This window comes from Streptomyces sp. NPDC049585 (assembly GCF_040675615.1).
Lineage (GTDB): Bacteria > Actinomycetota > Actinomycetes > Streptomycetales > Streptomycetaceae > Streptomyces > Streptomyces luteosporeus.
Window position 1 is genome coordinate 342,418 of sequence record NZ_JBFAPE010000002.1, and the last position, 19,517, is coordinate 361,934.

The 19,517-nt window shown below is 72.2% G+C and carries 18 protein-coding genes, 1 tRNA gene and 1 pseudogene; 12 read left to right on the plus strand and 8 right to left on the minus strand.

All coding sequences use genetic code 11. The features are described from left to right. Positions 1-91 precede the first annotated feature (91 nt). The 3 genes from AB0K17_RS03930 (at position 92) to AB0K17_RS03940 (ending at position 2,794) form a co-directional block, all read left to right on the plus strand. Positions 92-739 carry a SigE family RNA polymerase sigma factor gene (locus tag AB0K17_RS03930; protein ID WP_365965139.1) on the plus strand — a complete coding sequence of 216 codons (648 nt, stop codon included), beginning with the start codon at positions 92-94 and terminating at the stop codon, positions 737-739. Then, entirely contained in the window at positions 736-1,854 is a 1,119-nt protein-coding gene (locus tag AB0K17_RS03935; protein ID WP_365965141.1) for a hypothetical protein, read from the plus strand. The genes AB0K17_RS03930 and AB0K17_RS03935 overlap by 4 nt, the downstream gene beginning before the upstream one ends. 88 nt (positions 1,855-1,942) lie before the next feature. Beyond that, on the plus strand, positions 1,943-2,794 hold the full coding sequence (locus AB0K17_RS03940; RefSeq protein WP_365965142.1) for an SURF1 family protein: 852 nt from the start codon (positions 1,943-1,945) through the stop codon (positions 2,792-2,794). Here AB0K17_RS03940 and AB0K17_RS03945 read toward each other — a convergent pair. Beyond that, a complete protein-coding gene (locus AB0K17_RS03945; protein WP_365965154.1) occupies positions 2,709-4,523 on the minus strand; it encodes a prolyl oligopeptidase family serine peptidase in 1,815 nt (604 codons plus the stop codon). The two genes, AB0K17_RS03940 and AB0K17_RS03945, sit on opposite strands and share 86 nt — an antisense overlap. A 267-nt stretch (positions 4,524-4,790) precedes the next feature. On the opposite strand from AB0K17_RS03945, the gene AB0K17_RS03950 reads away from it, so the two are divergent. Together AB0K17_RS03950 and AB0K17_RS03955 are read left to right on the plus strand one after the other, a co-directional pair. After that, complete coding sequence (locus AB0K17_RS03950; RefSeq protein ID WP_365965143.1) at positions 4,791-5,975, plus strand: FAD-dependent monooxygenase; 1,185 nt, start codon at positions 4,791-4,793, stop codon at positions 5,973-5,975. After that, on the plus strand, positions 5,972-6,382 hold the full coding sequence (locus AB0K17_RS03955; RefSeq protein WP_365965144.1) for a MazG nucleotide pyrophosphohydrolase domain-containing protein: 411 nt from the start codon (positions 5,972-5,974) through the stop codon (positions 6,380-6,382). Before AB0K17_RS03950 ends, AB0K17_RS03955 begins: the two co-directional genes overlap by 4 nt. Positions 6,383-6,495: 113 nt before the next feature. Here AB0K17_RS03955 and AB0K17_RS03960 read toward each other — a convergent pair. From AB0K17_RS03960 to AB0K17_RS03970, 3 genes are all read right to left on the minus strand, one after another. Beyond that, positions 6,496-6,569, minus strand: a tRNA-Pro gene (locus tag AB0K17_RS03960). Positions 6,570-6,614: 45 nt separating this feature from the next. After that, complete coding sequence (locus AB0K17_RS03965) at positions 6,615-7,364, minus strand: Pr6Pr family membrane protein (protein ID WP_365982006.1); 750 nt, start codon at positions 7,362-7,364, stop codon at positions 6,615-6,617. Between the two features lie 37 nt (positions 7,365-7,401). Beyond that, positions 7,402-8,328, minus strand: a complete 927-nt coding sequence (locus tag AB0K17_RS03970; protein WP_365982007.1) for a metallophosphoesterase — start codon at positions 8,326-8,328, stop codon at positions 7,402-7,404. 151 nt (positions 8,329-8,479) lie between these two features. Here AB0K17_RS03970 and AB0K17_RS03975 point away from each other — a divergent pair, with 151 nt between their 5' ends. After that, positions 8,480-8,944, plus strand: a complete 465-nt coding sequence (locus AB0K17_RS03975; RefSeq protein ID WP_365968912.1) for a GatB/YqeY domain-containing protein — start codon at positions 8,480-8,482, stop codon at positions 8,942-8,944. A gap of 83 nt (positions 8,945-9,027) precedes the next feature. On the opposite strand, the gene AB0K17_RS03980 is transcribed toward AB0K17_RS03975, so the two are convergent. Then, positions 9,028-11,358: a transglycosylase domain-containing protein gene (locus tag AB0K17_RS03980; RefSeq protein ID WP_365982008.1), complete on the minus strand. Its 2,331-nt coding sequence runs from the start codon at positions 11,356-11,358 to the stop codon at positions 9,028-9,030. Between the two features lie 386 nt (positions 11,359-11,744). Here AB0K17_RS03980 and AB0K17_RS03985 point away from each other — a divergent pair, with 386 nt between their 5' ends. Continuing rightward, positions 11,745-12,080 carry a WhiB family transcriptional regulator gene (locus AB0K17_RS03985; protein ID WP_344433209.1) on the plus strand — a complete coding sequence of 112 codons (336 nt, stop codon included), beginning with the start codon at positions 11,745-11,747 and terminating at the stop codon, positions 12,078-12,080. 245 nt (positions 12,081-12,325) lie between these two features. On the opposite strand, the gene AB0K17_RS03990 is transcribed toward AB0K17_RS03985, so the two are convergent. Continuing rightward, positions 12,326-13,696, minus strand: a complete 1,371-nt coding sequence (locus AB0K17_RS03990; RefSeq protein ID WP_365982009.1) for an ArsA family ATPase — start codon at positions 13,694-13,696, stop codon at positions 12,326-12,328. A 244-nt stretch (positions 13,697-13,940) separates the two neighbouring features. Further along, positions 13,941-14,918: pseudogene (locus AB0K17_RS03995) on the minus strand (ArsA-related P-loop ATPase); the annotation flags it as partial. A gap of 71 nt (positions 14,919-14,989) precedes the next feature. Between AB0K17_RS03995 and AB0K17_RS04000 the strand changes: the two are divergent. The 4 genes from AB0K17_RS04000 to AB0K17_RS04015 all read left to right on the plus strand — a co-directional run bounded on the left by AB0K17_RS04000 (position 14,990) and on the right by AB0K17_RS04015 (position 17,446). Next, a complete protein-coding gene (locus tag AB0K17_RS04000; RefSeq protein ID WP_003991873.1) occupies positions 14,990-15,148 on the plus strand; it encodes a DUF4177 domain-containing protein in 159 nt (52 codons plus the stop codon). Further along, positions 15,145-15,621 carry a RidA family protein gene (locus AB0K17_RS04005; protein ID WP_365968916.1) on the plus strand — a complete coding sequence of 159 codons (477 nt, stop codon included), beginning with the start codon at positions 15,145-15,147 and terminating at the stop codon, positions 15,619-15,621. The genes AB0K17_RS04000 and AB0K17_RS04005 overlap by 4 nt, the downstream gene beginning before the upstream one ends. A gap of 92 nt (positions 15,622-15,713) precedes the next feature. Next, complete coding sequence (locus AB0K17_RS04010; protein ID WP_365982010.1) at positions 15,714-16,619, plus strand: NUDIX hydrolase; 906 nt, start codon at positions 15,714-15,716, stop codon at positions 16,617-16,619. Further along, positions 16,616-17,446 (plus strand): MBL fold metallo-hydrolase, encoded by an 831-nt coding sequence (locus tag AB0K17_RS04015; RefSeq protein ID WP_365968918.1) that lies wholly within the window; start codon positions 16,616-16,618, stop codon positions 17,444-17,446. The genes AB0K17_RS04010 and AB0K17_RS04015 overlap by 4 nt, the downstream gene beginning before the upstream one ends. A 73-nt stretch (positions 17,447-17,519) precedes the next feature. On the opposite strand, the gene AB0K17_RS04020 is transcribed toward AB0K17_RS04015, so the two are convergent. After that, complete coding sequence (locus AB0K17_RS04020; RefSeq protein ID WP_004939715.1) at positions 17,520-18,194, minus strand: Crp/Fnr family transcriptional regulator; 675 nt, start codon at positions 18,192-18,194, stop codon at positions 17,520-17,522. Between the two features lie 378 nt (positions 18,195-18,572). On the opposite strand from AB0K17_RS04020, the gene nth reads away from it, so the two are divergent. Further along, the gene (gene nth, locus AB0K17_RS04025) at positions 18,573-19,505 is read left to right on the plus strand and encodes an endonuclease III (RefSeq protein WP_365982011.1); all 933 of its coding nucleotides are present in this window, start codon (positions 18,573-18,575) and stop codon (positions 19,503-19,505) included. Positions 19,506-19,517 lie beyond the last annotated feature (12 nt).

A 19,517-nucleotide genomic window follows, 5' to 3' on the forward strand; every position in this document is an offset into this window, starting at 1 on the left:
TCCAACAGGCGTGGCAGAGGTCATCAGCATCGCAACCGTCCCACGGCGCGGCAGCGCCGCGGTGCGCCCGCGTGCCGGCACACCGGGCGGTATGCCGGTGATCGCGCCCTGGCCGGCCGCCCGCCCCGGACAGTCCCCGGCACCCGCCCCCGTACCCGCCCAGGACCGGCCCGCCACACCTCCCGCCGTACGGACGCCCGCGCCGGCGACGCCCCGAACCGGGGACGCTGACGAGGCGATGGCAGCGGGCACCACCGTCGACCACCTCACCGAGACCTACCGCGCCCACTACCGGTCGCTGCTCGGTCTCGCCGCCCTGCTCCTCGACGACACGGCCTCCTGCGAGGACGTGGTGCAGGAGGCCTTCATCCGGGTGCACTCCGCCCGCGGCCGCGTGCGCGACCCGGAGAAGACCCTCGCCTATCTGCGGCAGACTGTCGTCAATCTTTCCCGCTCCGCGCTCCGTCGCCGCATCCTCGGGCTGAAACTGCTCTCGAAGCCGATGCCCGACATGGCGAGTGCCGAGGAGGGAGCGTACGAACAGCTGGAGCGGGACCAATTGATCAAAGCCATGCGTGGACTGCAGCGCCGACAGCGCGAGGTTCTCGTCCTGCGCTACTTCGCCGACATGACCGAGGCCCAGGTCGCCGAGACCCTCGGCCTCTCCCTCGGCTCCGTCAAGGCGTACGGCTCGCGCGGCATCGCCGCCCTCCGTGTCGCGATGGAGGCGCCGGTATGAGCCACCACTTCCCGCAGGACCCGACGGGGGAGGAGCCGCAGGCGGACAGCCCGCTCGGAGGCACTCCCACCCCCCTCGGCAACAGCTCCCTCGACGAGGACGCGCTGCGGCGGATGCTGCAGGGTGCCGTCGGTGATCTCGAACCGCGCTCCGACGCGCTCGAGCGGCTGCGGGACGCCGTGCCGGCCCGGCGTACCCGGCGCCGGCAGGCCGTCGTCGGCGCCGCTGCCGCCGTGATCCTCGCGGCCACGGCGCTGCCCGCGCTGATCCATGTCGCCACCACCGCCGCCACCGGCGACGACCGCGCCGCCAACGCCGCCAGCAGCCGGCAGCGCACCCACCAGCTCGCCGACGGCCGGCATGACGACGGCCGCGCGGACGACGGAGCCGACGAGGGCACCTCCGCCGGCCCCGACGCCTCCCGCAAGGGAGAGGAGAAGGGCACGGACCGCCCGGGGAACGGCGATGGCACCGCCACCCCCGGCCCCGGCGGCAGCACGGGGGCAGGCGTCCCCGCCCCCGGGCCGACCCTGGTCGCGTCCTCGCCGACCTGCGACCGGGACCAGCTCGGCCGGGGCAGCAGCAGCGTCGAGAACGCGGACAAGGACGGCAAGGTCTACGGCGCCTTCCGCGTCGTCAACGTCTCCCGCACCGTCTGCGCCGTCGCCGGCTCCGGCGTCGTCGCCGCACACGCCCAGGGCGGTGCCGACGGTTCACGGGTCTCCGTCGTCGACCACACCTCCGGCGACGCGGCCCCCGGGCTGCCGGACCCCGGCACCGTGCCCAGCCAGGTGATCCTCCAGCCGGGCCAGGCGTACGAGATCCGGTTCGCCTGGGTGCCGGCGGCGGACGGGCAGAGCGGCTGCAACCGGCCGGAGCCCTCGCCCACCCCGGCGGCCGGCGCCTCCTCCGCCCCGTCGGCGGCCGCGGCGGAACAGAAACCGCAGACCGCCCAGCAGGTCGCCGCCCAGAGCGCCAGTGCACCGGGCAGCGTCGTCCTCTCCCATGTCCCGGACGCCGGGGAGCCGAAGGCGGCCGACGCCACCATCCCGGACGCCTGCGCGGGCACGGTCTACCGGACGGGCCCCCTGGCGACGACTCCGGCGAAGCCCTGAGCGACGGGAGCTTGCGGGACGCAGGGTGGTCGGGCGGCGAGGCCGCCCCGGCGGACGGCAACCGCTGCCGTGCCCGTACCGTGGTGGTGTGTATCGGTTCCTGCTGACTCCTCGCTGGTGGGCGATCAACGTCTTCACCGTGCTGGCCATCCCGCTGTGCCTGTTCATGGGCAGCTGGCAGCTCGGGCGGTTCGAGACGCGCGTCGACTCGCACCGTGAGCAGCAGACCCAGGCCGACGACGCCCGCACGGCCGCCTCCGCGCCGCTGCGCGACCTCCTTCCCGTCACCACCGAGACCTCCGGCCGCCAGGTCACCGCGACCGGTCGGTACGACACCGGGCATCAACTGCTCGTCCCCGACCGCGACCTCGACGGCCGCAAGGGCTTCTACGTCCTGACCATGCTGCGCACCGACGGCGGCAAGGCCCTGCCGGTGGTCCGGGGCTGGCTGCCCGGCGACGCCGGCTCGGCGGCCGACGCCGCCAAGGTGCCGGCGCCGCCCGCGGGCGAGACGAGCGTCACCGGCGCCCTGCAGCCCTCGGAGAGCCGGACCTCCAAGGGCGTCGGCCCCTCCGGCGGGCTGCCGCAGGGACAGCTCGGCGTGATCAGCGCCGCCTCGCTGGTGAACCTCGTGCCGTACGAGGTGTACGACGCGTGGGTCACCGTCGCGAAGGCCCCCGCCCCCCTGACCCCGGTGCCGCCGGCCGCCGCGCCCAACACCGGCCTGGACCTCAAGGCGTTCCAGAACCTCGGCTACACCGGTGAGTGGTTCGTCTTCGCCGGCTTCGTCGTCTTCATGTGGTTCCGGCTCTTCCGCCGTGAGGCCGAGGCCGCGAAGGACCTGGCGCTCGGCATCACGCCCGAGGAACAGCTGCCGCAGGCGCCGCAGCCCGGGGAAGATGCCGCTGGGCAAAAGCGATCTCCAGCCGGAGCTGCTTGATCCGCTCCTCCACCACCAGCGACCCGTGCCCGGCGTCGTAGCGGTAGACCTCGTGCGGGTGGCCACGCCGCTCCAGCCGCGCCACGTAGTTCTCCACCTGGCGTATAGGGCACCGGGGGTCGTTCACGCCGGCCGAGATGTAGACGGGCGCCCGCACCTGGTCGACGTACGTCAGCGGTGACGAGGCGGCGAAGCGCTCCGGCACCTCCTCGGGCGTACCGCCCAGCAGCGTGCGGTCCAGGGCCTTGAGGGCCTCCATCTCGTCGTGGTAGGCCGTGACGTAGTCCGCGACCGGCACGGCGGCCAGGCCGACGGCCCAGGCCTCGGGCTGGGTGCCCAGGCCCAGCAGGGTCAGGTAGCCGCCCCAGGAGCCGCCGGACAGCACCAGCTGCCGCGGGTCGGCGAGCCCGGAGGCCACGGCCCACTCCCGTACGGCCGCGATGTCCTCCAGCTCGATCAGCCCGACGCGGTGCTTGAGCGCGTCCGTCCAGGCCCGGCCGTACCCGGTGGAGCCCCGGTAGTTGACCCGTACGACGGCGAACCCGTGATCGACCCAGGCCGCCGGGCCGGCCGCGAACACGTCGCTGTCGTGCCAGGTCGGGCCGCCGTGGATGTCGAAGACGGTGGGGAAGGGCCCCTCGCCCGCCGGCTTCTGCACCAGGGCGTGCACCGCGCCGCCGGGCCCCTCCACCCACACGTCCGTGACCGGCACCGAGCTCGGCGCCCGGTCGATGCCGTGCGGCGTCGCGGGCGTCTCCAGGACGACGTGGCCGGCCGTAGAGCGGACGACCGGCGGCTCGGCGGCCGACGACCACAGGAACTCCACCGTCCCGTCCGGCCGGGCCAGGGCTCCCGAGACCGTGCCCTGCGGCGTGTCCAGGCGGGTCAGCCCGCCGTCGGCCAGGTCGTAGCGCCACAGCTCGCTGCGGGCGTGGAAGTTGTGGTCGATGAGCAGCGCGGTGCCGTCGGGGAACCAGTCGGCGTCCAGGTCGCCGGGCAGGTCGATGGCCAGGTGCGTCTCCTCGCCCGTGACGGCGTCCCACAGCATCGGCTCCCAGCGGCCCCGGCGCTGGTGGCCGACCAGCAGCCGGTTGTCGCCGTCCACGGGGGCGAAGCCCATCACCGACAGCCCCAGCTCCCGGGTGCCGCCCTCGCTGTCGTCGAGCTCGCTCACGGTCGTGCCGTCGAGCCGCACGACGCGGATCGCGGAGTGCATGGCGTCCCCGTGCTCGGTGTGCTCGATCGCGACGAGCGAGCCGTCGTGGGAGAGGTCGCCGACGCCGGCCGACTGCTCGTGGCGGTAGATCTCCACCGGCTCGGCGCCCGGGCGCACGACGTGCACGGAGGAACCGCCCTTGTCGGTGGAGCGGCCGATGACGGCGGTGCCGTCCCGGCCCAGGGCCAGGCCGTCCGGGTAGGACGGCGCGAGGCCGGGCGCCGCCGGCTCGTCCAGGCCGCCGTGGAAGGGCTGGCGGACCCACACGCCGAACTCGTCGCCGTCGGTGTCGGAGAACCACCAGATCCACTCGCCGTCCGGCGACAGCAGGCCGCCGGTCGTGCCGTTCGGCCGGTCGGTGACCTGCCGCCGGGTGCCGGTGGCCCGGTCCCAGGTGTACAGCTCGAAGGTCCCCGTCGCGTTCGAGGTGAACAACGAGCGGTCGGGGGCGTCCTCCGCCCACCGGGGCAGGCCTGTGCGTGGCGCCCGGAACCTCTTTTCCCAGTCCGGCATGGATGCGGTCGAGTTGCCCTGCGAGGACCCCTTGCTCTCAGTCATGCCCACCATTCTGCGCCGCTGGTCCGACGACGTGGCGGGGGCCGCCGCAGTCTGTGGAGTACTCGCCGGTTGTGGACAACGCCGTCACCCGCCAGGGTCCTACGCCCGGGTCTTCGTAAATGCGGTTGACGTGCGGCCCCCGCGTTCTTGATCATCCTCGCGCCGACGCCGGGCGCCAGCAGCCCGGGCGGCGTCGACCACGCACAGGGGGAGCCCAGACCCGTGAAGAACACCAGAATCCTCATCTCCGGCGCCAGCATCGGTGGCCCCGCCCTCGCCTACTGGCTCGACCGGTACGGCTTCCACGTCACGGTGGTGGAGCGCTCGCCCGGCCTGCGCCCCGGCGGCCAGGCCATCGACGTGCGCGGCCCCGCACTCGGCGTCGCGGAGAAGATGGGCATCCTCGACGACATCCGCGCCCTGCGCACCGGCATCCGCGGCATGTCGCTGGTCGACGAGACGGGCAAGGAGCTCTACCGCAGCGAGGAACGCACGCTGACCGACCTCGACTTCGACAGCCCCGACATCGAGGTCATGCGCGACGACCTCAGCCGCCTGATCTTCGACGCCGCCGGCGGCACGGACGGCCCCGAATACCTCTTCGGCGACTCCATCGCCTCCCTCCAGCAGAACGAGGACGAGGTCGCGGTCACCTTCGAGAACAGCGCCCCGCGCACCTTCGACCTCGTCGTCGGCGCCGACGGCCTGCACTCCAACGTCCGCCGGCTCGCCTTCGGTCCGGAGGAACGGTTCATCCGCCACCTCGGCACCTACCTCGCCGTCTTCACCGCCCCCAACTTCCTCGGCCTCGACCGCTGGCAGACCATGTGCGTACGGGACGACGGCACCTGGGGCGGCGCCATGAGCGTCCGCGAGAACACCGAGGCCCGGGTCTACCTCGGCTTCGAGCCCGAGGAGCCGCTGGCGTACGACTACCGCGACACCGATTCCCACAAGAAGCTCCTCGCCGACCGCCTCGCGGACGGCGGCTGGGAATTCCCCAACGCCCTGACCCACATGTGGAACGCCCCCGACTTCCACTTCGACTCGATGAGCCAGATCCACATGGACAGCTGGTCACACGGCCGGGTGGTCCTGCTGGGCGACTCCGGCTACTGCGGCTCGCCGATGTCCGGACAGGGCACGAGCATGGCGATGGTGGGCGCGTACGTCCTGGCCGGCGAACTCCGCGCCGCCGACGGCGACCACCGCACCGCCTTCGCCGCGTACGAGAGCGAACTGCGCGAGTACGTGGGCCTGAACCAGCAACTCGCCCTGGCCAACAAGGCCCGCTGGGAGTCCGAGGTGTCCGCCCTCACGGGCCAGGCCGCCGACCCGAACGCCGAACAGGATCTGATGGACTTCGCGAAAGTGGTCAACTCCCTCAGCCTCAAGGACTACCAGTGACCCACCCCTCCCCGGCCGGGAAGGTCCGCGAGTTCCACCGCGCCTTCGGTCTGGACGCCCGCATGACCCCCACGGAGATCCCCCCGCAACTGGCCGCCCACCGCCAGGACCTCCTGGCCGAAGAGGTGGCCGAGGTCGCGGAGGTCGCCGTCGACGGCCCCCTGGACCGCCTGGCCCACGAGCTGGCCGACGTGGTGTACGTCGCGTACGGCACCGCCCTCGTGCACGGCATCGACCTGGACGCCGTGATCGCCGAGGTCCACCGCGCGAACATGAGCAAACTGACCCCGGACGGCCACCCGGTCCTCCGCCAGGACGGCAAGGTCCTCAAGGGCCCCCACTACGAGCCCCCGGACATCGCCGAAACCCTCCGAACCCAGGGCTGGCAACCCCCGACGACCGACTGATCCAACAGGGAGGGGCCGCGTAGGCCCCTCCCCCCCACCGGATTCCGGCGCCGGAAACGCGTCAGGGCCCTGATCCTCGAAAGGATCAGGGCCCTGACCTGGTGTTTCACCTGTCGGGGTGGCGGGATTTGAACCCACGACCTCTTCGTCCCGAACGAAGCGCGCTGCCAAGCTGCGCTACACCCCGATGTGCGACCGGCCCCCGTTTTTGCGGGCTCCGGAGCAACGAGGACTACTTTAGCCGACCGGAGGCCGTAGGCGAAATCCGGTTCCGCCGGGGCTGCAGATGGGGGCGTATGCGGTCGAGGAGGACGAGGGTGAGGGCCAGGGCGTAGAAGGCCAGGCCGAAGACGACGGCGTTGATGGCGATGCCGGCGTAGCCGTGGAGGTCGACGTCCAGGAAGGGGTACGGGTAGCGGCCGTCGGTGCCGGGGGCGAGGAGGGCGCCGCGGATGAGGGCGAAGGGGAGGTAGAGGAAGGGGTAGGCCAGCCACTGCCAGGCATGGCGGATCAGGAAGCCGCCGGGTGTGGTGAGCAGGAGCCAGTCGAGGGCGGCCGTGAGGGGGGTCACGGTGTGCAGGAGCTGGTTGGCGACCGATTCGAGGGGGGTGCGCTGGCTGGTCATGGCGAAGCCGCTGGCGTCGTTCGACAGCACGAAGTGGAAGACCAGACCCGTGATGGAGATGTAGAGCAGCGCTGCGCCGGTGATGCGGGGGGAGAGGGCGGGGCGGGCGGTCCAGGCGCGGTGGGCGGACCAGGCGCAGGCGATCGCCAGCAGGAGGTTGGACTGGATCGTGAAGTAGCTGAAGAGCCGGCCGAGGTCGTCGGAGTCGATCGTGTCCAGGACGACGCCGGTGAGCGCTGCCAGGGCGATGAGCGCGCGGAAGGCCGCCGCGTAGGGGCGGCGGCCCGTGGGCGCCGGCGCGTCCGCCGTGTCGGGCAGGGCGGGGCGCGTGGTGGTGGGGGATGTCGGGTCGGTCATCCCCCCACCGTATGCGGGGGCTCTGTGGAGCCCCTGGTCAGCTGTGGGGGACGAGGGTGAGGAGGGTGGCCTCCGGGGGGCAGGCGAAGCGGACCGGGGTGTAGCGGTTGGTGCCGCAGCCGGCGGAAACGTGCAGGTAGGAGCGGTGCCCGCCGGCGGTGTGGGTGGACAGGCCCTTGACCCGGTCGGTGTCGATGTCGCAGTTGGTGACCAGGGCGCCGTAGAAGGGGATGCACAGCTGGCCGCCGTGGGTGTGACCGGCGAGGATCAGCGGGTAGCGGTCGGTGGTGAAGGCGTCGAGAACGCGCAGGTAGGGGGCGTGGACGACGGCCATGGAGAAGTCGGCGCCGGCCTCGGGGCCGCCGGCCACCTGCTGGTAGCGGTCGCGCTTGATGTGCGGGTCGTCGAGGCCGGTGAGGGCGATCTCCATCCCGTCGATCTTGAGGCTGCCGCGGGTGTTGGTGAGGTTGACCCAGCCCGCCGCGTCGAAGCCGTCGCGCAGCTCCTCCCAGGGGTTGTGGATCGCGCCGACGACGGGGGTGTTCCCGTTGAGGCCGTGCCGGCCGGTCATGCGCTCGACCAGGTAGCGGGCGGGGTTGCGCAGCTTGGGGCCGTAGTAGTCGTTCGACCCGAAGACGTAGGCGCCGGGGAAGCGCATGAGGGGGCCGAGGGCGTCGAGGGCCTCGGGGACGCCCTGCGGGTCGGAGAGGTTGTCGCCGGTGTTGATGACGAAGTCGGGGCGCAGCCCGGCCAGCGACTGCAGCCAGCGCTGCTTCTTGCGCTGGCCGCCGACCATGTGGATGTCGGAGACCTGGAGCACCCGCAGCGGCCGCATGCCCTGCGGCAGCACGGGTACGGTGACCCGTCGCAGCCGGAAGGAGCGGACTTCGAAGCCGGCGGCATAGGCGAGGCCCGCCGCGCCGACCGCGGTGATTCCCAGGGGTACTCCGTATCGCGCACGCATGTCGTCCATCGTCCCAGACCGCGGGGGTGCCAGCGCACGTAGGGGAGTTGGAAGCTCCGGTGGACGTCCGGGCCTCACCCGGGCCTCACGCGGGCCTCACCCGGGCCTTTAATACGGGGCGTCCGCCGGGGCGGGATGCGAAGATTGCGCCATGACCACGCTGAAGTCCAGGCTCCAGGACGACCTCACGACCGCCATCAAGACGCGCGACGAGCTGCGCGCCTCCACGCTCCGCCTCACCCTCTCCGCGATCGGATACGAGGAGACCGCGGGCAAGCAGGCGCGCGAGCTCTCGGACGACGAGGTGCTCAAGGTGATCGTGCGCGAGGCGAAGAAGCGCAAGGAGGCCGCGGAGGCGTTCGCCAAGGGCGGCCGGGCGGACTCGGCGGAGCGCGAGCGCGCCGAGGGCGAGGTGCTCGCCTCCTACCTGCCGGAGCAGCTGTCCGACGAGGAGCTGGACGCGATCGTGGCGGAGGCCGTGGCCGAGGCCGCGGCGGCCGGTGCCGAGGGGCCGAAGGCCATGGGCGCCGTCATGAAGATCGTGAAGCCGAAGGTCGGTGACCGTGCCGAGGGCGGCCGTGTGGCGGCCGCGGTCAAGCGCCGCCTGGTCGGCTGAGTCGGGCAGCACCGTACGTAAAGAGGGGCGCCCCCACCGTCACGACGGTGGGGGCGCCCCTCTTCCGGTTTCCGGATCCTTGATCAGCCCTGGCCGGGAGTGTCGCCCGGGGTACCGGCCGGGGTGCCGCCGGGCAGGCCGTCGGCGGGCAGGGCGGGCACGGCGGGCGTCTCGGGCTTGCTGTCGAGGGTGCCGGTGGCGGGCTTGCCGTGACCCGGCTTGCCGGTGCCGGGCTTGTTGCCCTGCTTGCCGCCGCCCGCGCCCGTACCGCCCGTACCGTTGCCGGGCTTGCGGCCGCCGCGGCCCGTGCCGCGCTTGTCGCCGGCGGCCGGGTCGCCGCCGGCGTTGTCCCCGCCGCCGACGGCCGCGCCGCCGAAGGAGGGGGCGTCCTTGCCGTCCAGGGCGCCGGTCATCGCGTCGCGCCAGATGGGGCCGGGGGTGTCGGCGCCGTAGACCTTGTCGTGGTAGACGCCGCCGATGGTGATGTTCTCCATCTCGACCTTGTCCTCCGGCCCGCCGACCCACACGGCGCCCGCCATGTTGGGGGTGTAGCCGACGAACCAGGCGGCCCTGCGCTCGTCCGTCGTACCGGTCTTGCCCGCGCTGTCGCGGCCGCTGAGACCGGCCTCCTTGCCGGTGCCGTCCTCGACGACGCCCTTGAGCAGGCCGTTGATGGTGTCGGCGGTCTGCTCGGACATGGCCCGCGAGCACTTGGTCTGCGGCACCTTCAGCGCCTTGCCGTCGGGGCCGGTGGCGGAGCCGATCAGTACGGGGGTGCAGTACGTACCGCGGTTGGCGAACGTCGCGTAGGCGGAGGCCATGGTCAGCGGGGACATGCCGGCCGCGGAGCCGCCGAGGGTGAGCGAGGGGTTCTCGTCGAACTTCCCGCCGCTTGCCGGCTTGATGCCCATCTTGCCGGCCATCTTGATCACGGGGCACAGGCCCAGGTCGCCGACCATCTGCACGAAGTAGGTGTTGACCGACTTCGCCAGCGCCTCGCGCATCCCGTACGGGCCGACCTCACTGCGGTTCTCGTTCTGGACGGTCTCGCCGATGCTGTTCTTCCACGGCTTGCCGCAGGTCTCGACTTCCTCGGGGTACGGCATGCGGAACGGCGAGGAGTACGTCTGGTACGGCGAGGTGCCCTGCTCCAGCGCGGCCGCCGCGACGATCGGCTTGAACGTCGAGCCGACCTGGAAGCCGTAGGTCGAGCCGCCCATGGACTTGTCGGCGGAGAGGTTGATCTGCGTCTGGTGCTCGCCGAAGCCGTACGGGCGGGACTGCGCCATGCCGAGCACCTTGCCGGTGCCGGGCTCGACGATGGTCACGGCGGTGGCCACCGAGTCGCTCTGGTAGACGTGATCGTTGATCGACTTCTGGATGGACTTCTGGGTCTGCGGGTCGAGGGTGGTGCGGATGACCAGACCGCCCTCGTTCCAGCGCTTGGCCCGGGCCTCCTTGGTCTTGCCGAAGACGGGGTCCTGCAGGAACGTCTCGCGCACGTAGTCGCAGAAGAAGCCGGCGTTGTCGACGGCGGTGATGCAGCCGCTCTTGGGGCGGGAGACGTTGAGCTTGAGGGGCTTGGCCTGCTCGGCCGCGACCTCCTCCGGCTTGATGTACTTCAGGTCCGCCATGCGCTGCAGCACGGTGTTGCGGCGCTTGGTGGCCTCCTTCGGGGCGCGCACGGGGTCGTAGCGGCTCGGCGACTGGACGATGCCGGCCAGCAGCGCGGACTCGCCGAGGGTGAGGTCCTTGGCGCGCTTGCTGAAGTAGCGCTGCGCGGCGGCTTCGACGCCGTAGGCCTGCTGCCCGAAGAAAGTGATGTTCAGATAGTTGTTGAGGATGCGGTCCTTGCCCAGCTCCTTCTCGACCTGGATCGCGTACTTCAGCTCCTTGACCTTGCGGCCGAGGGTCTGCTGGGTGGCGACGGCGACCTTCTCGGGATCGTCGCCGGCCTCCTCGACGAAGACGTTCTTGACGTACTGCTGGGTGAGCGTGGAGGCGCCCTCGGAGACGCCGCCGGACTGTGCGTTCTTGTTGACGGCGCGCAGGACGCCCTTGAGGTCGATCGCGCCGTGCTCGTAGTAGCGCGCGTCCTCGATTGCCACTATTGCCTCGCGCATGTAGGGCGAGATGTCGTTCAGCGGCACCACGGTGCGGTCGCGGGAGTAGACCTTGGCTATCTCGCCGCCCTGGGCGTCGAGGATGGTGGTGCGCTGGCTGAGCGGCGGCGTCTTGAGGTTGGCCGGGATCTCGTCGAAGCCCTCGACGGTGCCCTTGGCCACGAGGCCGAACGCGCCGATGCCCGGTAGGGCCAGACCTGCCAGCACGACTCCCGAGAGCACGCTGACGCCGAGGAATTTCGCGGCCTGTCGGGTCCTGGAGGGACCCTCGCCCGAGCGCTTCATAGCCATGGTGCGAAGCCTACGTTCTCATTCCGAGGACAGGCGCAGGTGTGTTCGCCTACGCTGTTTCACGCCAGTCACTTCAGGCACTCTCCCGCATCACCTTCACGCTCACTCTTGTGAGTGATGAGAGGTGTCCGTATTGCCGCCTCTGATGGTGGTTGCCCGTCGCTCCCCGGGTGGACTGCCCCTCTATGGAGGGAATGGTCCCGCATGTCGCCAGCTCACTCCGTTGGGTGATCTGCCGCGTACGCATAGTCCGTTCGGGCCATTCAAGATTGGGCCCGCAGGGGGTGTTGCCCCCTGTCGGGCTTCCGTAACGTCCTCAACTGGCAACGGTGAATATGCCGCTGCCGCCGTGGGGGAGCCTCGATTCGGGAGAGGACGGCGCCAGCATGGGCTGGGTAACCGACTGGAGTGCGCAGGCCGCCTGCCGCACGACCGATCCGGATGAACTTTTCGTTCAGGGCGCAGCGCAGAACAGGGCGAAGGCGGTCTGCACCGGCTGTCCGGTGCGCACCGAGTGCCTCGCCGACGCGCTGGACAACCGCGTCGAGTTCGGCGTGTGGGGTGGGATGACCGAGCGCGAGCGCCGGGCCCTGCTGCGGCGCAGGCCCACGGTGACGTCGTGGCGCCGGCTCCTGGAGACCGCGCGCACGGAGTACGAGCGCGGCGCCGGGATGCTGCCGCTGGGCGAGCCGGGCTACGACGAGTACGCCGCGGTCGGATAGGCCCGCGGGCCCGCAGGCGGGCGCACGCTGTCGCGTCGGCGCAGCGGCGTACGGCGCCCACGGCTGGCGTACGGCGCCCACGGTACGGCCCCGCCACGGTACGTCCCGCGCCCCGCGTACGGCCGACTTCGCGCGCACGTACGGCCGGTGCCGCGACCGCCCTCCCGCACCCTTGCGGCTCCCTCCGCGGTGACGGCTCCGGGCCCCGGCGCCACAGGCCTGCGGGTGCAGCAAGCCTGCATGTGTCAGTTCAGATCGGCTGGTTCCGTCGCATCGGCGGCCGTCCGGCCCCCGGTCGTCGTCTGGTCGGCGAGCCGGTCACCGATCGAGCGGAGCCCGGCCAGGTCGTGCACGTCACCGGGCAGCGCAGCCACCTCCGCCACCGGTACGTCTGGGTGCAACGCGGTGAAGCGGTCGCGGGTGCGCTGCTCTCGGGCAATGACCTGCATGCGGTCGGCGTGCAGCCGCAGCAGCCCCGCCGCGAGCTCCGCGGCACTCGGTCCCGTGGACGTGGGCTGGGGGAAGCCCCTCTCGGGGGAGGGAGAGGACGTGTCCGTGGGAGTGAGGGTGCCAGGGTCGTCAGCGGTACGTGAGCCAGCTTGCCCGCTGCCACGATCCACAATGCCGTCGCCGTCAAGATTTTCTGTGTATTCCCCGTGGCCGTTCACCAGGCCACCCTCCAGCGCCTCGGCGGCGGCCAGCGCCCGTTCCGCCGACAGCCGGTCCGCCCCGCTGCCGTGGACCCGGTTGAGCACCACACCGGCCAGCGGCATGCGCTCCGCCGCCAGGCGCTCCACGAAGTACGCCGCCTCCCGCAGCGCGTCCCGCTCGGGCGCGGCGACGACAAGAAAGGCCGTACCGGGCGCCTGCAGCAGCCGGTAGGTGGCGTCGGCCCGGGTACGGAAGCCGCCGAACATGGTGTCCATCGCACCGACGAAGGTCTGTACGTCCTGCAGCAGTTGGGCACCCATCAGTTTGTTCAGGGGCCCGCTCATCACCGACATGCCGACGCCCAGGAACTTCATCCCGGCCCGCCCGCCGACCCGCGCGGGCGCCATCAGCAGCTTGATGAGCTTGCCGTCCAGGAACGACCCCAGGCGGCTGGGTGCGTCCAGGAAGTCCAGCGCCGACCGGCTCGGCGGGGTGTCGACGACGATGAGGTCCCACTCGTCCCGGGCGCGCAGCTGGCCGAGCTTCTCCATGGCCATGTACTCCTGCGTGCCCGCGAAACCGGCCGACAAGGACTGGTAGAAGGGGTTGTCCAGGATGGCCCGTGCGCGGTCCTTGTCGGCGTGCGCCTCGACGATCTCGTCGAAGGTCCGCTTCATGTCGAGCATCATGGCGTGCAGTTCGCCGCCGGCGGAGCCGTCGATGCCGGGGACGCGGCGCGGTACGTTGTCCAGCTCGTCGATGCCCATGGACTGGGCGAGCCGACGGGCCGGGTCGATGGTCAGGACGACGACCTTGCGGCCGCGCTCGGCGGCCCGCAGGCCCAGGGCGGCCGCGGTGGTGGTCTTGCCCACGCCGCCGGAACCGCAGCACACCACGATGCGGGTGCGCCTGTCGTCCAGGATCGGATCTATGCCGAGCGGCTCCGCCGCCGGATCGAGGCTCACCCGCTCACTCCTTGGTGGTGCTGCCGTGGGTGTCGGTCGTGGTGTCGTGGGCGGCTGCCGCGCCCGTACGCGCGCCGTGCGCGCCGTCCGCGTCGGGGCCGGTCGTGCCGCTCCCGGGCGTACCGTCCGTGTGCCGCCGGTCCCGCGGTACGGGTGGCGGCTGCTGTGCCTGCTGCATCTGCTGCGCCTGCGGGGTTTCCTGCCCCTGCGGGGTTTCCTGCGCCTGCGCCTGCCCCTGCGTCCACTGCCGGCGCAGGGTGCGGGCCATGCGGTACAGGCCGGCCAGGTCCATCCCGTCGCCCTGCAGCGGCAGTTCGTACGTGGGCAGGCCCAGGCCGGCGACGTCGGCGCGGACCCGGCGCTCGAGCGCGAGGCGCTCCGTGTGCTCGCGCGCTTCCTGCAGCAAGGGCTCCACGAGCGGCTCGGTGCGGCCCGTGCGCCGTGCGCCGCCGGAGCCGGTGCGCTCCAGGGCGTACTCCAGGGCGCGGGCCACATCCGGGCGCCGGGTGTGCGCGGCGGCGTCCACGGCGTCCTCGTCGAGGACCTGCGGCCGCACCATGTTGACGACGACCCCGCCCACCGGCAGCCCGGCCGCCCGCAGCTCGGCGACGCCGTCCCGGGTCTCCTGGACGGGCATCTCCTCCAGCAGCGTCACGAAGTGCACGGCCGTCTCCGGCGACTTGAGGACGCGCATGACGGCCTGCGCCTGGTTGTGGATCGGCCCGATCCGGGCCAGCCCGGCCACCTCGTCGTTGACGTTGAGGAAGCGCGTGACGCGACCGGTGGGAGGCGCGTCCATGACCACGTAGTCGTAGGCGAAGCGTCCGTTGCGGTCCTTCCTGCGTACCGCCTCGCACGCCTTGCCGGTCAGCAGGACGTCCCGCAGCCCGGGCGCGATGGTCGTCGCGAAGTCGATCGCGCCGATCTTTCTCAGTGCCCGTCCGGCGGTGCCCAGCTTGTAGAACATGTGGAGGTAGTCCAGGAGGGCCCGTTCGGCGTCGATGGCGAGCGCGTACACCTCACCACCACCGGGCGCGACGGCGATCTTCCGTTCCTCGTAGGGCAGCGCCTCCGTCTCGAAGAGCTGCGCGATCCCCTGCCGGCCTTCGACCTCGACCAGCAGAGCACGCTTTCCTTCGGCCGCGAGGGCCAGTGCGAGGGCCGCGGCGACCGTCGTCTTGCCGGTACCGCCCTTGCCGCTGACGACATGGAGCCTGCTCATGAAGCGGAGCCTAACCAGTCGCCGGGCGGGCTACGCACGAGGCCGTCGGTGCGAGGCATTACAGTCAGGCCATGACCAAGTGGGAATACGCGACGGTGCCGCTGCTCGTCCACGCGACCAAGCAGATTCTGGACACCTGGGGCGAGGACGGCTGGGAGCTCGTCCAGGTCGTGCCCGGGCCGAACAACCCCGAGCAGCTGGTGGCCTACCTCAAGCGGGAGAAGCAGTGACCGCGGCAGCGGGTGCCGTCGAGGCACGGCTCTCCGAGCTCGGCCTGAAACTGCCGGCCGTGGTCCCGCCGCTCGCGGCGTACCAGCCGGCCGTGCGCTCCGGCGCGTACGTCTTCACCGCGGGCCAGCTGCCCATGGTCGAGGGCGCCATCCCGGTGACCGGCAAGGTCGGTGCCGAGGTGAGCCCCGAGCAGGCCAAGGAGCTGTCCGCCACCTGTGCGCTGAACGCCCTGGCCGCCGTGAAGTCGGTCATCGGCGACCTGGACAAGATCGTCCGCGTGGTGAAGGTCGTGGGCTTCGTGGCCTCCGCCCCGGACTTCACCGGTCAGCCCGGTGTCATCAACGGTGCCAGCGAGCTGCTGGGCGAGGTCCTGGGCGACAAGGGCGTGCACGCGCGCTCCGCTGTGGGCGTGGCCGTGCTGCCGCTGGACGCCCCTGTCGAGGTCGAGATCCAGGTGGAGGTCCGGGACTGATCCCGGTCTCCCGGGTCAGGTGGTGTGGGCCTCGGGCCCGCTCCCGACCCGGTGCTCTCGAACATCCGCACGTGAGCGCATAGCATCCGGTCATGTCGACTTCGAACGGCCAGTGGTACCCGCCGGAGTGGCCGGACCGGATCAGAGCGCTCGCCGACGGCGAGCTGCGGCCCGTGGCGCCGCGCCGTGCCGCGACCGTCCTGCTGCTGCGCGCGGCGGCCGACGGGCTCGCCGTTCACATGCTGCGCAGACGCGCCTCCATGGCCTTCGCCGGAGGCGCGTACGCGTATCCGGGCGGCTCCGTCGACCCGCGCGACGAGCGGGACGTGCCCTGGGCCGGGCCGGCGCCCGAGGAGTGGGCGCGCCGGCTCGGTACCGACACTGCCGGCGCACAGGCCATCGTGTGCGCCGCCGTCCGGGAGACCTTCGAGGAGGCGGGCGTCCTGCTGGCCGGCCCCGCCCCGGACACGGTCGTCGCGGACACCACGGGCGAGGAGTGGGAGGCCGACCGCGCGGCCCTGGTCAGCCGGGAGCTGGCCTTCGCGGACTTCCTGGAGCGGCGCGGCCTGCTGCTGCGCAGCGACCTCCTGGGCGCCTGGGCGCGCTGGATCACGCCCGAGTTCGAGCCGCGCCGCTACGACACCTGGTTCTTCGTGGCCGCCCTCCCGGAGGGCCAGCGCACCCGCAACGCCTCCACGGAGGCCGACCACGTGGTGTGGACGGCCCCGGCGGACGCGGCCGCCGGCTACGACCGGGGCGAGCTGCTGATGATGCCGCCGACCATCTCCACACTGCGCTCCCTGCTGCCGTATGCGACCGCAGCCGAGGTGCTGACGGCCTCGGGTGAGCGGGATCTCACGCCCGTCCTCGCACAGGCGCGGCTGGAGGGGGAAGAGATCGTGCTGAGCTGGCCCGGGCACGACGAGTTCACCAAGCACATCGACGTCGTCCGGATCGCCGGGCCGACCGACCGAGGACCTGCGGGAGCCGACGCATGACGCACGCCACCGACCTGCCGGGACAGCCGCGCACGGGCGCCATCGGCGGCCCCGCGACCGACCGGGCGACCTGTGTCCTCGCACCGAACCCGTCCGCGATGACGCTGGACGGCACCAACACCTGGATCCTCGCCGAGCCGGACTCCGACCTCGCCGTCGTCGTCGACCCCGGGCCGGACGACGAGGCCCACCTGCGCAACGTCGTCGCCACCGCCGAGGCCGCGGGCAAGCGCGTGGCCCTGACCCTGCTCACGCACGGGCACCACGACCACTCCGGCGGCGCCGCCCGCTTCGCCGAGCTGACGGGCACGCACGTGCGCGCGCTGGACCCAGGGCTGCGGCTGGGCGGCGAGGGCCTGGGCGTGGGCGACGTGATCACCACGGGCGGCCTCGAACTGCACGTGGTCTCCACGCCCGGCCACACGGCGGACTCCCTGTGCTTCCACCTGCCCGCCGACGGCGCCGTGCTGACGGGCGACACGATCCTGGGCCGGGGCACGACGATCGTGGCCCACCCCGACGGCCGGCTCGGCGACTACCTGGACTCGCTGCGCCGGCTGCGCCTGCTGGCGGTCGAGGAGGGCGTGACGACGGTGCTGCCGGGCCACGGTCCAGTACTGGACGACGCACGCGGCGCCGTGGAGTACTACCTCGCGCACCGGGCCAAGCGCCTGGCCCAGGTGGAGACGGCCGTGGAGAACGGCCACCGCACGGCGCCCGAGGTCGTCGCCGCGGTCTACGCGGACGTCGACCGCGCCCTGTGGCCGGCGGCCGAGCTCTCGGTGCGGGCGCAGCTGGACTACCTGGAGGAGCACGGGCTCATCTGAGGCCCCGCAGGCCCCCGGGTACGCCGAAGGGCCCCGCGGCGCCGTTGATGCGCCGCGGAGCCCCGGGCCGGTGTCAGCGGGAGCGCTTGGCCAGACGCTCGACGTCCAGCAGGATCACGGCGCGGGCCTCCAGGCGGAGCCAGCCGCGGCCGGCGAAGTCCGCGAGGGCCTTGTTGACCGTCTCCCGGGAGGCGCCGACGAGCTGGGCGAGCTCCTCCTGGGTGAGGTCGTGCACGACGTGGATGCCCTCCTCGGACTGCACGCCGAAGCGGCGGGACAGGTCCAGCAGGGCCTTGGCGACACGGCCGGGCACGTCGGAGAAGACGAGGTCCGACATCGAGTCGTTGGTGCGGCGCAGGCGGCGGGCGACGGCGCGCAGCAGGGCGGTGGCCACCTCGGGGCGCGCGTTGAGCCAGGGCTGCAGGTCGCCGTGGCCGAGGCCGAGCAGCTTGACCTCGGTGAGCGCGGTGGCGGTGGCGGTGCGCGGACCGGGGTCGAAGAGGGACAGCTCGCCGATCAGCTCGCCCGGGCCCAGGACCGCCAGCATGTTCTCGCGGCCGTCGGGGGAGGTCCGGTGGAGCTTCACCTTGCCCTCGGTCACCACGTAGAGGCGGTCGCCCGGGTCGCCTTCGTGGAACAGGGCGTCGCCCCTCGCGAGCGTGACCTCGCCCATCGAGGCGCGCAGCTCGGCGGCCTGCTCGTCATCGAGCGCCGCGAAGAGCGGGGCGCGCCGCAGAACGTCGTCCACGAGTTCTCTCCTTGTCGACATGCACAGAGGACCGTGGTCCCCATGATGCCCGTCGGTAAAACTGTGTGATCAAACACAAGTGTGGCGCATCGCCGCCGGAACCCCTACGGCAGGGGTCCGATTGGGCTGTGGTTTTTCTGCGGCCGGGGCGGATGTCGGTGGTGGGCTCTAGTCTGGCCGGTGTCCAATACGCCGGTGAGAGCACAGGGCAAGGGGGCCTGAAGGGTGAGCGCGGCCCGTGATTCCGCTGTGGGCGAACGCCCCGGCGCGAAGAAGGCGAAAACCGCAAAACCGAACGAATCGCAGGGCGCGGCCGTGGCGGGCCGGTCCACCGCCGCGGAGCCCAGAGGCGCGGCGAAGGCGGCCGCGGAGCCGCCGGTGGAGAAGCCGCCGACCAAGAAGGCGGCAGCCAAGAAGGCGGCGGCAAAGAAGACAGCCAAGAGGGCAGCGGCAAAGAAGACGGTGGCCGAAAAGACGGCAGCCGAGAGGCCGCCGGCCGAAAAGACGGCGGCGAAGAAGTCCGCCGGCAAGCCCGCCGTCGCCTGGTCCGAGTCCCGGACGGCGCTCGTCCGGCGCGCCCGCCGGATCAACCGCGAGCTCGCCGAGCTGTACCCGTACGCCCATCCCGAGCTGGATTTCGAGAACCCCTTCCAGCTCCTGGTCGCCACGGTGCTGTCCGCCCAGACCACCGACCTGCGGGTCAACCAGACGACGCCCGCCCTGTTCGCCGCGTACCCGACGCCCGAGGAGATGGCCGCGGCCGATCCGGAGAAGCTGGAGCAGCTGATCCGGCCGACCGGTTTCTTCCGGGCCAAGGCGAAGTCCCTCATCGGCCTGTCCGCCGCCCTGCGGGACCGCTTCGGGGGCGAGGTGCCCGGCCGGCTGGAGGACCTCGTCACGCTCCCCGGCGTCGGCCGCAAGACCGCCAACGTCGTCCTGGGCAACGCCTTCGGCGTGCCCGGCGTCACCGTCGACACCCACTTCGGCCGGCTCGTGCGGCGCTGGAAGTGGACGGTTGCCGAGGATCCGGAGAAGGTCGAGGCCGACGTCTGCTCGCTCTTCCCGAAGAGCGACTGGACGATGCTCTCGCACCGGGTCATATTCCACGGCCGCCGCGTCTGCCACTCCCGCAAGCCGGCCTGCGGCGCCTGCCCCATCGCCCCGCTGTGCCCCTCCTTCGGCGAGGGCGAGACGGATCCGGAGAAGGCCCGGAAGCTGCTCAAGTACGAGCTGGGCGGCCAGCCGGGCCAGCGGCTGAAGCCGCCGCCGGACTACCCGGGCCGGCCCGCGCCTCCTCTGGGAGCCGCGTGACCGGACGCAAGC

What these genes read in the sequence shown, in the direction of transcription:
- AB0K17_RS03970 (WP_365982007.1), bottom strand. Translation starts at nt 8,328, where the DNA reads ATGCGTGCGCGATACGGAGTACCCCTGGGAATCACCGCGGTCGGCGCG.
- AB0K17_RS03975 (WP_365968912.1), top strand. Translation starts at nt 8,480, where the DNA reads ATGACCACGCTGAAGTCCAGGCTCCAGGACGACCTCACGACCGCCATC.
- AB0K17_RS03965 (WP_365982006.1), bottom strand. Translation starts at nt 7,364, where the DNA reads ATGACCGACCCGACATCCCCCACCACCACGCGCCCCGCCCTGCCCGAC.
- AB0K17_RS03985 (WP_344433209.1), top strand. Translation starts at nt 11,745, where the DNA reads ATGGGCTGGGTAACCGACTGGAGTGCGCAGGCCGCCTGCCGCACGACC.
- AB0K17_RS03930 (WP_365965139.1), top strand. Translation starts at nt 92, where the DNA reads ATGCCGGTGATCGCGCCCTGGCCGGCCGCCCGCCCCGGACAGTCCCCG.
- AB0K17_RS03945 (WP_365965154.1), bottom strand. Translation starts at nt 4,523, where the DNA reads ATGCCGGACTGGGAAAAGAGGTTCCGGGCGCCACGCACAGGCCTGCCC.
- AB0K17_RS04010 (WP_365982010.1), top strand. Translation starts at nt 15,714, where the DNA reads ATGTCGACTTCGAACGGCCAGTGGTACCCGCCGGAGTGGCCGGACCGG.
- AB0K17_RS04000 (WP_003991873.1), top strand. Translation starts at nt 14,990, where the DNA reads ATGACCAAGTGGGAATACGCGACGGTGCCGCTGCTCGTCCACGCGACC.
- AB0K17_RS03935 (WP_365965141.1), top strand. Translation starts at nt 736, where the DNA reads ATGAGCCACCACTTCCCGCAGGACCCGACGGGGGAGGAGCCGCAGGCG.
- AB0K17_RS04015 (WP_365968918.1), top strand. Translation starts at nt 16,616, where the DNA reads ATGACGCACGCCACCGACCTGCCGGGACAGCCGCGCACGGGCGCCATC.
- AB0K17_RS03980 (WP_365982008.1), bottom strand. Translation starts at nt 11,358, where the DNA reads ATGGCTATGAAGCGCTCGGGCGAGGGTCCCTCCAGGACCCGACAGGCC.